This is a genomic window from Ralstonia edaphi, assembly GCF_958350185.1.
GTDB lineage: Bacteria > Pseudomonadota > Gammaproteobacteria > Burkholderiales > Burkholderiaceae > Ralstonia > Ralstonia edaphi.
Map to the genome: position 1 here is coordinate 523,813 of NZ_CATWHI010000003.1, position 13,408 is coordinate 537,220.

At 65.9% G+C, this 13,408-nt stretch carries 11 protein-coding genes; 2 read left to right on the plus strand and 9 right to left on the minus strand.

The window, feature by feature from the left end; genetic code table 11:
- Together R2669_RS12915 and R2669_RS12920 are read right to left on the minus strand one after the other, a co-directional pair.
- Complete coding sequence (locus R2669_RS12915; RefSeq protein ID WP_316900467.1) at positions 1 to 1,215, minus strand: RtcB family protein; 1,215 nt, start codon at positions 1,213 to 1,215, stop codon at positions 1 to 3.
- Positions 1,212 to 1,625, minus strand: coding sequence for a zinc-ribbon domain containing protein (locus tag R2669_RS12920; protein WP_316900468.1), 414 nt, complete (start codon positions 1,623 to 1,625; stop codon positions 1,212 to 1,214). The genes R2669_RS12915 and R2669_RS12920 overlap by 4 nt, the downstream gene beginning before the upstream one ends.
- Positions 1,626 to 1,819: 194 nt before the next feature.
- On the opposite strand from R2669_RS12920, the gene rtcR reads away from it, so the two are divergent.
- Both rtcR and R2669_RS12930 read left to right on the plus strand, forming a co-directional pair.
- Positions 1,820 to 3,418 carry an RNA repair transcriptional activator RtcR gene (gene rtcR, locus R2669_RS12925; RefSeq protein WP_316900469.1) on the plus strand — a complete coding sequence of 533 codons (1,599 nt, stop codon included), beginning with the start codon at positions 1,820 to 1,822 and terminating at the stop codon, positions 3,416 to 3,418.
- Between the two features lie 56 nt (positions 3,419 to 3,474).
- A complete protein-coding gene (locus R2669_RS12930) occupies positions 3,475 to 4,389 on the plus strand; it encodes a LysR family transcriptional regulator (RefSeq protein WP_316900471.1) in 915 nt (304 codons plus the stop codon).
- Position 4,390: 1 nt separating this feature from the next.
- Here the strand turns inward: R2669_RS12930 and R2669_RS12935 are convergent, their stop codons facing one another.
- From R2669_RS12935 to ttcA, 7 genes are all read right to left on the minus strand, one after another.
- A complete protein-coding gene (locus tag R2669_RS12935) occupies positions 4,391 to 5,404 on the minus strand; it encodes a zinc-binding alcohol dehydrogenase family protein (RefSeq protein ID WP_316900473.1) in 1,014 nt (337 codons plus the stop codon).
- A gap of 114 nt (positions 5,405 to 5,518) precedes the next feature.
- Positions 5,519 to 6,439, minus strand: a complete 921-nt coding sequence (locus R2669_RS12940) for a patatin-like phospholipase family protein (protein ID WP_316900475.1) — start codon at positions 6,437 to 6,439, stop codon at positions 5,519 to 5,521.
- Positions 6,440 to 6,547: 108 nt separating this feature from the next.
- Positions 6,548 to 6,820 (minus strand): DUF1145 domain-containing protein, encoded by a 273-nt coding sequence (locus R2669_RS12945; protein WP_316900477.1) that lies wholly within the window; start codon positions 6,818 to 6,820, stop codon positions 6,548 to 6,550.
- Between the two features lie 127 nt (positions 6,821 to 6,947).
- Positions 6,948 to 8,414, minus strand: coding sequence for an FAD-dependent monooxygenase (locus R2669_RS12950; RefSeq protein ID WP_316900479.1), 1,467 nt, complete (start codon positions 8,412 to 8,414; stop codon positions 6,948 to 6,950).
- Between the two features lie 258 nt (positions 8,415 to 8,672).
- Positions 8,673 to 10,511, minus strand: coding sequence for a glutamine--fructose-6-phosphate transaminase (isomerizing) (gene glmS, locus R2669_RS12955; protein ID WP_316888847.1), 1,839 nt, complete (start codon positions 10,509 to 10,511; stop codon positions 8,673 to 8,675).
- Positions 10,512 to 10,627: 116 nt separating this feature from the next.
- Positions 10,628 to 11,995 carry a bifunctional UDP-N-acetylglucosamine diphosphorylase/glucosamine-1-phosphate N-acetyltransferase GlmU gene (gene glmU, locus R2669_RS12960; RefSeq protein ID WP_027678561.1) on the minus strand — a complete coding sequence of 456 codons (1,368 nt, stop codon included), beginning with the start codon at positions 11,993 to 11,995 and terminating at the stop codon, positions 10,628 to 10,630.
- A gap of 326 nt (positions 11,996 to 12,321) precedes the next feature.
- On the minus strand, positions 12,322 to 13,269 hold the full coding sequence (gene ttcA / locus R2669_RS12965; RefSeq protein ID WP_027678562.1) for a tRNA 2-thiocytidine(32) synthetase TtcA: 948 nt from the start codon (positions 13,267 to 13,269) through the stop codon (positions 12,322 to 12,324).
- Positions 13,270 to 13,408: the final 139 nt, after the last annotated feature.

The following is a 13,408-nucleotide window of genomic DNA, read 5'->3' on the forward strand; positions in this document are numbered from 1 at the left end:
TTAACCCTTCACACACACCACCTGGCGCAGCGTGTGGACGATCTCCACCAGATCCGCCTGGGCAGCCATCACGTGGTCGATGTCCTTGTAGGCCATCGGGATCTCGTCGATCACGTCGGCGTCCTTGCGGCATTCCACGTGGGCCGTGGCGCGGATCTGGTCATCGACCGTGAAGCGCTTCTTGGCCTGCGTGCGGCTCATGGTGCGGCCTGCGCCGTGGCTGCACGAACAGAACGCGTCTTCGTTACCGAGCCCGCGCACGATGAAGCTCTTTGCGCCCATCGAACCCGGGATGATGCCGAGCTGCCCCTTCTGTGCCGACACCGCGCCCTTGCGCGTCACCAGCACCTCGCGGCCGAAGTGGGTCTCTCGCTGCACATAGTTGTGGTGACAGTTCACCGCTTCCACGTCGGCCGCGAACGGCTTGGTGATGACCTTGCGCGCGGCCGCAATCACGTTCTGCATCATCGTGGCGCGGTTGCGGCGCGCGTAGTCCTGCGCCCAACCGACGGCTTCAACGTAATCGTTGAAGTGCTCGCTGCCTTCTTCGAAGTACGCCAGGTCGCGGTCCGGCAGGTTGGCGATGTGCTGTCGCATATCGGCCTGCGCCAGTTCGATGAACAGGTTGCCGATGGCGTTACCCACGCCGCGCGAACCGGAGTGCAGCATGAACCAGACGCGCTGCTCTTCATCGAGGCAGACCTCGATGAAGTGGTTGCCCGTACCGAGCGTTCCCAGGTGCTTGTAGTTGTTGGTGTTCTTCAACTTCGGGTACTTGTCGGTGATGCGCTTGAAGCCATCGGCCAGTTCACCCCACATGGCATCCACGGTTTCCGGCGGCGTGTTCCAGGCCCCCTTGTCGCGCGGGCCCGGCGTACGGCCGTGCGGCACGGCCGCTTCAATGGCGCTGCGCACGCCGTGCAGGTTGTCCGGCAAATCAGCCGCCGTGAGCGTCGTGCGCGCGGCCATCATGCCGCAGCCGATATCCACGCCCACGGCCGCCGGAATGATCGCGCCCTGCGTCGGGATCACGCTGCCGATGGTCGAACCCTTACCCAGGTGCACGTCCGGCATCACGGCCAGGTGCTTGAAGATGAACGGCATCTTGGCCGTGTTCATCAACTGCTTGCGGGCGTCGTCTTCCACCGGCACGCCGTTGGTCCACAGCTTGATGTCGGCACCGTTGTCGACGTGGAGGGTGTTGTAGCTGCTCATGATGCGTTGCTTCCTTTGTTGTTGTCGTTGTTCTTCTTGCTGATCGTGCGTCCGCTGCGTCGTATTACGCGACACGGTTTGCAGCGGATGGCGATCGAGTCGATATAGCCCTTGGCGGTTTCATACCACCATTTCTGCTGTGCGGCGGTCCAGACCTCGTGCTTTCCGCAATCGACGCAGGCGTACCACTGATCGACGTAGTAACCGTGTTGTGCGAAGCGGGGCAGACCGGAACCCCAGCTGTTGTGCGGCGCCAGTTGCGACACATCCACCGGCAAGCTACCTCGCGGTGGAGGCGGAGGTAGAAGCGACACCAGCGCTCGTGCCCGCAGGCAGGCAATCTTTGCCTGTTCTCGCCGCTCGTGGCGCCGCGCCATGATGGCGGCGCGCTTCTGTTTACCGCTGATCATGGTGCGCTCCTGCTGAGTTGGACACATCCTCTAGTGCAATGGGTATGCCAGGTCACTTCCCATGGCGTGATTGCACTCGCAACACCTTGATTTCATTGGATTTCCACGCATCCAACGCAGATGTAGGCACGCTAAACTTCCCGAAATATCGATCTATCGATATATTGGTTTATCTTTTTAGATAAACACACGGGATGCGCAAAAACGTCGCCATTGGTTTCGTCGGTACCACGCTCGACTACGTGGGCAAGGGCGCGCAGCGCTGGGAACGGTGGCGGCCGACCGTCGGCCTGTGCCAGCAGGACGACCTCGTCATCCACCGCCTTGAGCTGCTGCACGACGCCCGCAGCCGCGGCCTGTTCGAACGGCTGCGTGCGGACATCGCGTCCGTATCGCCCGAGACCGAGGTGCGCAGTGTGGAAGTGTCGCTACGCGACCCGTGGGACTTCGAGGAGGTCTACAGCACGCTGCACGATTTCACCCGCAGCTATGCCTTCGACACCGAGGCCGAGGACTACCTCATCCACATCACCACGGGCACGCACGTCGCGCAGATCTGCTGGTTCCTGCTGGCCGAGGCGCGCTACCTGCCAGCCCAGCTCATCCAGACCGCACCGCCGCGCAAGAAGGAACTCGGCAACACTGCGGGCAGCTACAGCATCATCGACCTGGACCTCTCGCGCTACGACAAGATCGCCACGCGTTTTGCACGCGAGCGCGAAGACACGGTGTCGCTGCTGAAGTCCGGCATTGCCACGCGCAACCCGGCGTTCAACCGGATGATCGAGCAGATCGAGCGCGTGGCCTCGCGTTCCAAGTCGCCGATGCTGCTGTTCGGGCCGACCGGCGCGGGCAAGTCGTTCCTCGCGCGGCGGGTGTACGAGATGAAGAAGGCGCGGCACCAGCTGGCCGGCCGCTTTGTCGAGGTGAACTGCGCCACGCTGCGCGGCGACAGCGCCATGTCGGCGCTCTTCGGCCACGTGAAAGGCGCCTTCACCGGCGCACAGACCGAGCGCGCGGGCCTGCTGCGCAGCGCGGATGGCGGCCTGCTGTTCCTCGATGAGATTGGCGAACTGGGCCTGGACGAACAAGCCATGCTGCTCAAGGCCATCGAAGAGAAGCGCTTCCTGCCGTTCGGCAGCGACCGCGAAGTCGAAAGCGATTTCCAGCTCATCGCGGGCACCGTGCGCGACCTGCGACAGTGGGTGGCCGAGGGGCGCTTTCGCGAAGACTTATACGCGCGGATCAATCTGTGGACCTTCGACCTGCCGGGCCTGGCCGATCGCCCTGAAGATCTGGAGCCGAACCTCGATTTCGAACTCGCCCGTTTTGCACGCGAGCACGGCGAGCAAGTGCGCTTTCATACCGAGGCGCGCCGCATTTATCTGAAGTTCGTCACTTCGCCGCAGGCGCGGTGGACGGGCAACTTCCGCGAGCTATCGGCCAGCGTCACGCGGCTGGCAACGCTGGCCGAAGGCGGGCGCATCACCGAAGCCGATGTCGCAGACGAAATCGCGCGTCTGCAACGCACGTGGGCCGAGCCGGACCCGGCAGGCAAAGGCGACCGCCTTGCCAACTTGATCGGCGACGCGGCGGCATCGATCGACCTGTTCGACCGCATGCAGCTGGAAAACGTGATTGCCGTGTGCCGCGAATCGGCATCGCTGTCGGACGCCGGGCGCCGGCTCTTCGACGTGTCGCGCACCGAGAAGGCCAAGGTGAATGACGCCGACCGTCTGCGCAAATACCTCGCACGGTTCGGACTGGATTGGGCGACCGTGCGCGCCGGCTAGGCGCTCGGTAAGATGCGCTCCATCCTTCGACGCCTTCGCACTCGACACCACACGCCATGATCCGCCTGGACGACCTCACCATCCTCGTGCTGGCCGTGGACAACGGCAGCCTGTCGGCGGCTGCGCGTGTGTTGAACATTGCCCCCGCGGCAGCAAGCGCGGCCATCAAGCGGTTGGAGGCGGAACTCGGCGTGCGGCTGCTGGCGCGCTCCACGCGCAGCCTGGCGCTCACGCAGGAAGGCGAGCGCTACCTGCAACACGCGCGCCGTGCGCTGGCGGATCTGCAGGCCGGGCAGGACGCGCTCGCGCTCGGCCGCCAAGCCATCGGCGGCGATGTGTCGCTGTCGATCCCGTCAGACCTCGGCCGCAACGTGCTCACCGGCTGGCTCGACGACTTCCTCACCGAGCACCCAGCGGTGGCGCTTCAGGTGCGCATCGGCGACCGGCTGGTCGACATGTTCCGCCAGCGCGTCGATGTCGCGGTGCGCTATGGCGAGCCCCAGGATTCATCGCTCGTGGCGCTGCCGCTGGCGCCGGACAACCGCCGCGTGCTGTGCGCGGCGCCGGCCTACTTTGCGCGGCACGGCATGCCGAAGACACCGGACGATCTGCGTCAGCACAATTGCCTGTTGCTGGCCCTGTCCGACACCACGCACGACCAGTGGACCTTTCACGGCGCGAGCGGCGACGGTCAGGCGCACGTTGTGCGTGTCACCGGCAACCGCATTGCCGACGACGGCGAACTCGTGCGCCGCTGGGCCGTTGCGGGGCATGGCATCGCTTACAAGTCGCGGCTGGATGTCCTGGCCGATCTGCGCGCCGGCCGGCTGCAAGCCGCGCTGACCGACTGGCGCGGTGAGGCAGCGCCGCTGCACTTGATCTGCACGCACCGCCTCACGCTATCACCCACGTTGATGCGGCTGCGCGACTTCCTGCAAGAGCGCATCGCCGGTTATCTGGCGGACGCCTGAGTCAAAACCCTTCCAGCACGATCTTGCCGCGCGCCTGATTGCTTTCGATCAAGGCATGCGCGCGCTTGAGGTTGGCGGCATTGATCGTGCCGAAGTGCTCGTTCATGGTGGAACGCAACGTGCCTTCGTCGATGAGCGCGGCCACGCGGTTGAGCAGGCGGTGCTGCTCGATCTGGTCGTCCGTGCTGAACATGGAGCGCGTGTACATGAACTCCCAGTGCAGCGACAGGCTCTTCGCCTTGAGCTTGCGAACGTCGAGCTGCGCCGGGTCGTCGATCAAGGCAAGGCGGCCTTGCGGCTTGAGCGCCTCGACGATCTGCTCGAAGTGGTGTTCGGTCTGGTTCAGGCTGGCGACGTAGTCCACCGCCGGCACACCAATGCGATGCAGTTCCGCGGCCAGCGGCTGCGCGTGGTTGATCACATGGTGGGCGCCCAGCTCGCGCACCCAGGCGGCCGTCTCCGGGCGCGAGGCGGTGCCGATGACAGTCAGGCCGGTCAACCGGCGCGCGAGCTGCACGAGCACCGACCCCACACCGCCCGCCGCGCCGACGATCAACAACGTCTTGCCGCTGGGCGCCGCAGACTCCGGCACCTGCAGCCGGTCGAAGAGCAATTCCCAGGCGGTGATGGCGGTGAGCGGCAGCGCCGCTGCCTGCGCAAACCCGAGCGTGGCGGGCATCGCGCCGACCACGCGTTCGTCCACGACATGCAGCTCGCTGTTGGTGCCCGGGCGCTGCAGGGCACCGGCATACCACACCGCATCACCCGGCTTGAAGAGCGACACCTCGGCGCCGACAGCGCGCACCACGCCGGCAGCATCCCAGCCCAGCACGCGGGGCTGACCATCCACCGGCGGCATGCCGGCGCGCACCTTCACATCGACCGGGTTGACGGAGATGGCGCGCACTTCCACAAGCAAGTCGCGCGGGCCTTGCGTGGGTTCGGGCAGGGTCAGGTCGACGAGCGCCTCGGGGCGGTCGATGGGCAGGCTTTGGTAGTAGGCAACGGCTTTCATGGCGGGCATTCCAGTGAATTGGATAGCCGCATCATGGGCGCGCAACGCTGGGGGAAACAGACGCGCGGCGCAGATTCAGTTTCAACGCCGGACAGAAAATCGCACCCTGCAGCATCAAGCCGCGGGCATGCCGTGGAGGTCTGCGCTGCAGTTCGGGTGAGCTTCGTCGTGATGGTGCTCACGCAGCGCGCCCGGGATGCCGGTGGCCGCCAGACCATCGGCTGCAAGCCATGTCGCCGTGGCGGCAGCAGCGCGGTCGATCAATTCGCCGCAGCGGGCGTAATCGTAGGGCGACACGTCGAGCGGGCACAGCGGCGGCACAACGGTAATGGGCACCTGCCCGGCCCAGCGCTCCAGGTCTTGCACAAGCTGACGCGCGACCAGCAGCGACAAGGCGTTCAGTGCGTGCTCGATGGCGCTGCGCGGGGCGCGGCGGTCCGCACAGGCAAACCCCGCCGGCAATACGACGACGCGCGTGGCGCCCAGCCGGATGGCCGCGGAGATCGGCGTGTTGTTGGCGACGCCGCCGTCGATCAACAGGCGATCACCAACGCGCACCGGCGGAAACACGCCGGGAATGGCGGCGCTGGCCAGCACAGCCGGCACGATGGCGCCGGACGACAACACCACCTCGGCGCCGGTGCGCATATCGGTGGCGACAACATGCAGCGGCAGCGTGGCCGACTCAAGCAGGGTCTGCGCAAAATGCCGCGTCAGCAGGCGCTCCAGGCCAGAGGCATCGACGAGGTGCTCCCGTCGGCCGCCCAGGATGCCGAGCATGCCGAACATTGCCCGCCAGGACCACGGCATCACGTCGGCGCGCCGCACACCGCGCCACAGCGCCTCCAGCTGCGCCGTGCCGGCCGCATGCGGATTGCACGCAAAAAAGGCAGCGTTGATGGCGCCGGCCGAGGCACCCACCACCATGTCGGGCACCACGCCGGAGGCCACCAGCTCGCGCAGCATGCCGGCCTCGATGGCGCCGAGGCTGCCGCCACCGGCAAAGACAAATGCCGTTCGTTCCACTCTGTCCATGATCGATGCCGCGTTGCAGCAAGGAGTCCCAACTGGTCAATCCAGGGACGACTGGAACTAGAGTAGGTCTGCCCCGCCGTTGCGGCTAGTAGGGCCGGTCAGTCGCAATCAGCGAGCTTGCCGCGCGGCGTCCGCCAGCGGCTTCCAGTGCAGAAAGCCGAACAGCAACGTCAGCAGCACGCTGTCGAACAACGGCCCCTTGTGCAGCACCACCTTGCGAAAGCACAGCACCACTTCCAGCAGGTGCGCGGCCAGCAGCACCAGCGCCACGATGCGCAGCCAGCCGATGGCGTCGGCCGACAGCGGCAGTGGCGTGGCATAGCTGGCCAGCGCGAGGCCATACACGGCCAGCAGGACGATCTTGCTGAGGACGTTGAACATGCCAGGACTCCAGAGGGACGGTGATTCCGATGCCATGCAGCATACCGGCCACCGCTGTCCCTCCGGCCGCTTCAAACACCTGGATAGACGCCGCCCTCCACCCGGCTGTCTCTGCCGGCAAGCGGCGTCAGGCCGTCGCCGTGCCGAACCACCGCTGCAACGCCGCCTGCAGCCCCTCGGTCGTTCCGTCACCGACCCACCCCACGTGGCCGTCCGGGCGGACCAGCACAGCGGACGGCGCGGGCACCGTGCCCACCACGGGCAGCGTCCAGGCGCCTGCGTGGCGGGCGTCCACCCGCCGCACGCGATCGGCCCATGGCGCGATGTCGATCGCATCCGCCGGGCCGAAGTTGAGCAGCACCGCGCCCGCCGCGTGCAACAGCTGGAAAACGCGCACCGGGCCCTCGGCGGTGTCCAGGTCGAGATCGGGCATGCGGCGGCCAAGCAGCGGATGCCCTTCGCCAAAGTCGTAGCGCACATCGAGCGCCGAGACCATCCCAACCAGACGCCGGCGCGGTTCATCCATGCGAAACAGCTCCGAGGTGATCTCGCTCAGCGCCTTGGAGCGTTCGTCCTGGCGAAGCAGCACCACCTGCGCCAGCGTATTACGCAACGTGCGTGCGGCCACCGGATGGCGCTCCGCGTGATAGCTGTCGAGCAGGCTTTCGGGCGCCGTCTGCTTGATGACGGCGGCCAGCTTCCAACCCAGGTTCACGGCATCCTGCATGCCCATGTTCAGGCCCTGCCCGCCCATGGGCGGATGCACGTGCGCGGCGTCGCCTGCCAGCAGCACACGTTTGTCGCGGTAGGCCACGGCCTGGCGGGCCATATCGGAAAACCGCGAGATCCAGTTCGGGCGATGCGCGCCAAAGTCGGTGCCATAGACCGCGATCAGCGCCTCGCTCAGGTCGGTCAGCGTGGGCGCATTGTCGGTGCCGAGTTGTCGCTCGGTCAGCACCACGCGGACGCATTTGCCGTCCTCCATGGGCGCGACGGCGTGCCGGCCGATGGCATCGTATTTGAAGCCGAAGGGGGGCGGCGGCTGCGTGGTGTGCACCTCGGCGATGAGCCAGCTGGTCGTGGCTTCCCAGCCGGCAAACTCAATGCCGGCGGCCTTGCGGACAGCGCTGCGCCCGCCATCGCAGCCAACGAGGTATTGCGCCCGCAGCACCTTGCCGTCGGACAGCGTGACCTCGACGCCGCTGCCGTCTTGCGTGAAGTCCGTCACTTCCCGCGCGCGATAGAACGGCACGCCCAGCTCGCCGACCCACTGCGCGAGGAGGCGCTCGGTGTGGTGCTGCCACAGGCCGAGCACATAGTTGTGCCGGGTCGGGAAGTCGCTGATGTCCAGCGGGTTCTCGCCGAAGTGCACGACCGGATAGGTCTTGCCCTGCGAGACAAACCGCTCGGCCACGCCACGCTGGTCGAGCACCTCGATCGATCGTGCGTGCAAGCCGAGGGCACGCACACCCACCACATCCTGGTTGGCACGGCGCTCGACAATGGCGACGTCAATGCCGGCCAGCGCCAGCTCGGCCGCGAGCATGAGCCCGGTCGGCCCACCACCGGCAATCACCACGGCATGCCCGCTCATTTCGCACCTCCGGCTTGCATCACCGCGGCACTGCCCTGTGCTCCAAACGTCGATGGCATCACACGCATGTCTCACCCTCCTTCGGTCGGTTTCAAGATGGGTGGCGATGCTACTGCGGCCGCCGGGGCTTCCCGCAAGCCCCAGGGGCCGCGGTATACTTGAGGCAACGGTGGAGCGAATGCTTGTCTGGCGAAGCGCACACCACGAAAAAAGGCCGTCCCGAAGGACGGCCTTTTCTGTTTCTGCGCCTGCCGAAACTTATTCGACAGTCACCGATTTCGCCAGGTTGCGCGGCTTGTCGACGTCGGTGCCGCGCGCCAGTGCCGTGTGATACGCCAGCAGCTGCAGCGGCACCACGTGCAGGATCGGCGACAGCTGGCCGTAATGCTCCGGCATGCGGATCACCTGAATGCCGTCGCTCGACTGGATATGCGTATCGGCGTCGGCAAACACGTACAGCTTGCCCCCGCGCGCGCGCACTTCCTGGATGTTCGACTTGAGCTTTTCGAGCAGCGCGTCGTTCGGAGCCACCGTCACGACCGGCATCTGCTCGGTCACCAGGGCCAGCGGGCCGTGCTTGAGTTCGCCGGCCGGGTAGGCCTCTGCGTGGATGTACGAGATTTCCTTGAGCTTGAGCGCGCCTTCCAGGGCGATCGGGTAATGCAGACCGCGACCGAGGAACAGCGCGTTTTCGCGGCGGGCAAATTCGTCCGACCACGCGATGATCTGCGGCTCGAGCGCCAGCACCGCGTTCAGCGCCGACGGGAGGTGGCGCAGATGGCGCAGTGCATCTTCTTCCTGCTCGGCGTTCAGATGACCGCGCAGCTTGGCGAACGTCAGCGCCAGCATGTACAGCGCGGCCAGCTGCGTGGTGAATGCCTTGGTGGACGCCACGCCGATCTCGGTGCCGGCGCGCGTGAGGAACTTGAGCTGCGTCTCGCGCACCATGGCGCTGGTCGCCACGTTGCAGATGGCGAGCGTATGCGTGTGGCCCAGTTCGCGTGCGTGGCGCAGTGCGGCCAGCGTGTCGGCGGTTTCGCCCGATTGCGAGATCACGACGACGAGCGCGTTCGGGTTGGGCACCGTCTCGCGGTAGCGGTATTCGCTGGCAACCTCGACCTGCGTCGGGATCTTGGCGATCGATTCAAGCCAGTACTTGGCCGTGCAGCCAGAGTAGTAGCTCGTGCCGCAGGCCAGGATCAGCACGCTGTCGACCTTGGGCAGCACCTGGGCCGCCTCGGGGCCAAACAGGTCGGGCCCAAAACCCTGCACGCCTTCGAGCGTATCGCCCAAGGCGCGCGGCTGCTCGAAGATTTCCTTCTGCATGAAGTGGCGGAAGGGGCCGAGTTCAACAGCGGCAGCGTAGGTGCCGACTTCCTTCACTTCACGCTCGACGATCTTATCGTTTGCATCGGCCACGGTGAAGCCTTCGCGGGTGAGTTCCACCACGTCGCCTTCTTCCAGGTAGGCCATGCGGCTGGCGGTACCGGCCACGGCCAGCGCATCGGAGGCGAGGAACGATTCGTTCTCGCCAAGCGCCACGACCAGCGGCGAGCCGGCGCGCGCCCCCACCACCACGTCGGGGTTGTCGCGTGCAAACACGGCAATCGCATAGGCGCCGTGCAAGCGCTTGACCGACGCACGCACCGAGGCGAACAGGTCGCCGCGCGTGGCGCTGCTCGGGTACGTGTAGGCCTGGTGGATCAGGTGCGCGACGACTTCCGTATCCGTCTGCGATTCAAAGCCGTAGCCGACGGCTTTGAGTTCTTCGCGCAGCGCCTCGTAGTTTTCGATGATGCCGTTGTGCACCAGGGCGATGGTGTCGCCCGAGAAGTGCGGGTGCGCGTTGACGGTGTCCGGCCGGCCGTGCGTGGCCCAGCGCGTGTGGGCGATGCCGATGGCGCCGTCCAGGTGGCTGGTCTGTGCCTGGGCATCGAGATCGGCCACGCGCGACACGGTGCGCGCGCGCTCGAGCTGTCCGTCACGCTGTACGGCGACGCCGCAGGAGTCGTAGCCGCGGTATTCCAGGCGGCGCAGGCCTTCGATCAGGACGGGAACGATATTGCGCGTGGAAACCGCGCCAACGATACCGCACATGTTGATTTCTCCAGTTGGGGTGTGACCGCACGTTCAATGTGCGCCGCACTCGGTAATTCAGTATCGATGCTCGTGTGCCGAAGCGGCATCCGCTGTTCGGCGCAGGAGAAAACCTGTCAGCCTTCCTTCTTCTGCTTGACCGGGCGTTGCCAGCTGTCGATGGTGACCTGCCGTGCGCGCGAGACCGTCAGCTTGCCGTCGGGCGCATCCTTGGTCAGCGTGGTGCCGGCGCCCAGCGTCGCGCCCTTGCCCACGCGCACCGGCGCCACGAGCTGCGTGTCGGAACCGATGAAGGCGTCGTCTTCGATGACGGTGCGGAATTTGTTCGCACCGTCGTAGTTGCACGTGATGGTGCCCGCGCCGATGTTGACGCGCGAGCCGACCGTGGCGTCGCCCACGTAGGCCAGGTGGTTGGCCTTGCTGTGCGCCGCGATCTGGCTGTTCTTGACCTCGACAAAGTTGCCGATGTGCACGTCTTCGGCCAGCTCGGTGCCCGGGCGCAGCCGCGCATACGGGCCGATGCGCGAGTCGGCGCCAACCTTGGCGCGCTCGATATGGCAGAACGGCAGGATCTCTGCGCCGGCCTCGATGGCCGCATCGCGGATCACCGCGTTGGCGCCGATGCGCACGCCGTCAGCCAGCGTCACATCGCCCTCGAAGATGCAGTTGACGTCGATCACCACGTCGCGGCCGCAGGTGAGCTTGCCGCGCACGTCGATGCGCGCCGGGTCGACGAGCGTCACGCCGTCTTCCAGCAGTTGCTGCGCGATGTTGCGCTGGTGAATGCGCTCCAGCTCAGCCAGCTGCACCTTGCTGTTCACGCCCAGCGTTTCCCACTCGGCCAGCGGGTGGGCGGACGTGATGGGCACGCCTTCGCTGGCGGCGCGCTCGATCACGTCGGTCAGGTAGTACTCGCCCTGCGCGTTGTCGTTGGAGAGCGTGGCAAGCCAGCTCTTGAGCTTGGCCGTCGGACACACGAGGATGCCGGTGTTCACCTCATGGATGGCGAGTTGCGTTTCGTTGGCGTCTTTCTGCTCGACGATGCGCGTGATGCGGCCGGCGGCGTCGCGCACGATGCGGCCGTAGCCGGTCGGGTCGCCCAGATGCACGGTCAGCACGCCCAGGTGGTCGTTGCCGGCGGCGCCCACCAGCGCGTTCAGCGTTTCGGCGCGGGTGAGCGGCACATCGCCGTAGAGCACCAGGGTGGGCACGCTCTCGTCGAGCTGGTCCACGGCCTGCATGACGGCGTGGCCCGTGCCAAGTTGCTTGTCTTGCGTGGCGAAAGCGATGTCGGGCGCGCCAACCATCTCGCGCACCCGATCGCCGCCATGACCGACAACCACCACCAGCCGCGTCGGCGACAGGGTGCGCGCGGTTTCAATGACGTGCGCCAGCAGCGATTTGCCGGCCAGGGGGTGCAGCACTTTCGGCAGGGCGGAGCGCATGCGTTTGCCCATGCCTGCAGCCAGGATGACGATATTCACAAGGAGGTTCCTAGAGTGACTCGAAGCGATAGCCTGCGACGGGTTGCCGGCACCGGGATTGGCTGCCTGAAACCCACCGCCAGCCACCTCCCCTCAGGATGGCCGGACCGCCTGCAAACCCTTCTGCGGGGCGCTTTTGCGGCGTATAAGACACAGATGGAAAAATTCTAGCATGGGGCCCACCCTCCCCCTGAACCGGTCAAACGGTGGAATTGTTGCAATCGCGCCATTACCGAGACGGTTAGGCCGCCGGCCGGTCAGGCGGATGGCGGAGCGCACGCAGCGCATGTGCGCCGCGTGTGTCACCTGTGTGAAGCGCGCCGCGCTCAGCTTGCCGCGGCCTCCCCGGGCACGGCTTGCTCGGCGGGCTTGTCGCCTGGTTTGCGCTCAAACCGCACGAACTCGATGCGATCGTCGTGCGAGCCGGCAAACACCAGCGGGGCCTGGTCGTAGGCAGTCTGGCCGAACAGCGCGTCTTCGCCGATCTTCGCCAGGCCGGTGGTCAGGCCGTTGAAGTCGAACAGATCCGTATCGGCTAGGTGCGACGGCACGACGTTCTGCAGCGAAGCGAAGATGTTGTCGATGCGGCCCGGCGTCTGGCGCTCCCACTCCAGCAGCATCTCCTTGACCTTCTTGCGTTGCAGGTTTTCCTGCGAGCCGCAGAGGTTGCACGGGATGATCGGGAATTCCATCGCGCGGGCGTAGGAGGCGATGTCCTTTTCCGCGCAATAGGCAAGCGGCCGGATGACGATGTGGTCGCCGTTGTCGGTGGCCAGCTTGGGCGGCATCGACTTCATCTTGCCGCCAAAGAACATGTTCAGGAAGAACGTGTTGACGATGTCGTCGCGGTGGTGGCCCAGCGCGATCTTGTTGGCGCCCAGCTCCTTGGCCGTGCGGTAGATCACGCCGCGGCGCAGGCGCGAGCACAGCGAGCACGTCGTCTTGCCCTCGGGCACCTTCTCCTTGACGATCGAATAGGTGTCCGCCTCGACGATCACATATTCCACGCCCAGCTTCTTCAGATAGTTGGGCAGCACCTCTTCCGGAAAGCCGGGCTGCTTCTGGTCGAGGTTCATCGCGATCAGCTTGAAGTCGACCGGCGCGCGCTTCTGCAGCGCCATCAGCACCGACAGCATCGTGTACGAATCCTTGCCGCCGGACAGGCACACGAGGATGGTGTCGCCGTCTTCGATCATCTTGAAGTCGCCGATGGCGCGGCCAACCTGCGACTGCAGACGGGTTTCGAGGCGGTGGAAATTATTGGAAAACGTCATGGCATATCGACCCCGCCAGCGCTGAATAATGGCCGGACGGGCGTCAAATTGTGAGGAAAATCAGCATTTTAGCGCGCGCGGGGCGCCGCCTGCAGGGTCGCGCGAACAGGCCTAGAATCGTTTGCCTATCTTTGGCTCG

Excerpts from the sequence above, each read along its gene's own strand:
- R2669_RS12935 (WP_316900473.1), bottom strand. The coding sequence starts at position 5,404 with ATGAAAGCCGTTGCCTACTACCAAAGCCTGCCCATCGACCGCCCCGAG.
- R2669_RS12945 (WP_316900477.1), bottom strand. The coding sequence starts at position 6,820 with ATGTTCAACGTCCTCAGCAAGATCGTCCTGCTGGCCGTGTATGGCCTC.
- R2669_RS12940 (WP_316900475.1), bottom strand. The coding sequence starts at position 6,439 with ATGGACAGAGTGGAACGAACGGCATTTGTCTTTGCCGGTGGCGGCAGC.
- ttcA (WP_027678562.1), bottom strand. The coding sequence starts at position 13,269 with ATGACGTTTTCCAATAATTTCCACCGCCTCGAAACCCGTCTGCAGTCG.
- R2669_RS12920 (WP_316900468.1), bottom strand. The coding sequence starts at position 1,625 with ATGATCAGCGGTAAACAGAAGCGCGCCGCCATCATGGCGCGGCGCCAC.
- R2669_RS12915 (WP_316900467.1), bottom strand. The coding sequence starts at position 1,215 with ATGAGCAGCTACAACACCCTCCACGTCGACAACGGTGCCGACATCAAG.
- rtcR (WP_316900469.1), top strand. The coding sequence starts at position 1,820 with ATGCGCAAAAACGTCGCCATTGGTTTCGTCGGTACCACGCTCGACTAC.
- R2669_RS12930 (WP_316900471.1), top strand. The coding sequence starts at position 3,475 with ATGATCCGCCTGGACGACCTCACCATCCTCGTGCTGGCCGTGGACAAC.
- glmS (WP_316888847.1), bottom strand. The coding sequence starts at position 10,511 with ATGTGCGGTATCGTTGGCGCGGTTTCCACGCGCAATATCGTTCCCGTC.
- R2669_RS12950 (WP_316900479.1), bottom strand. The coding sequence starts at position 8,414 with ATGAGCGGGCATGCCGTGGTGATTGCCGGTGGTGGGCCGACCGGGCTC.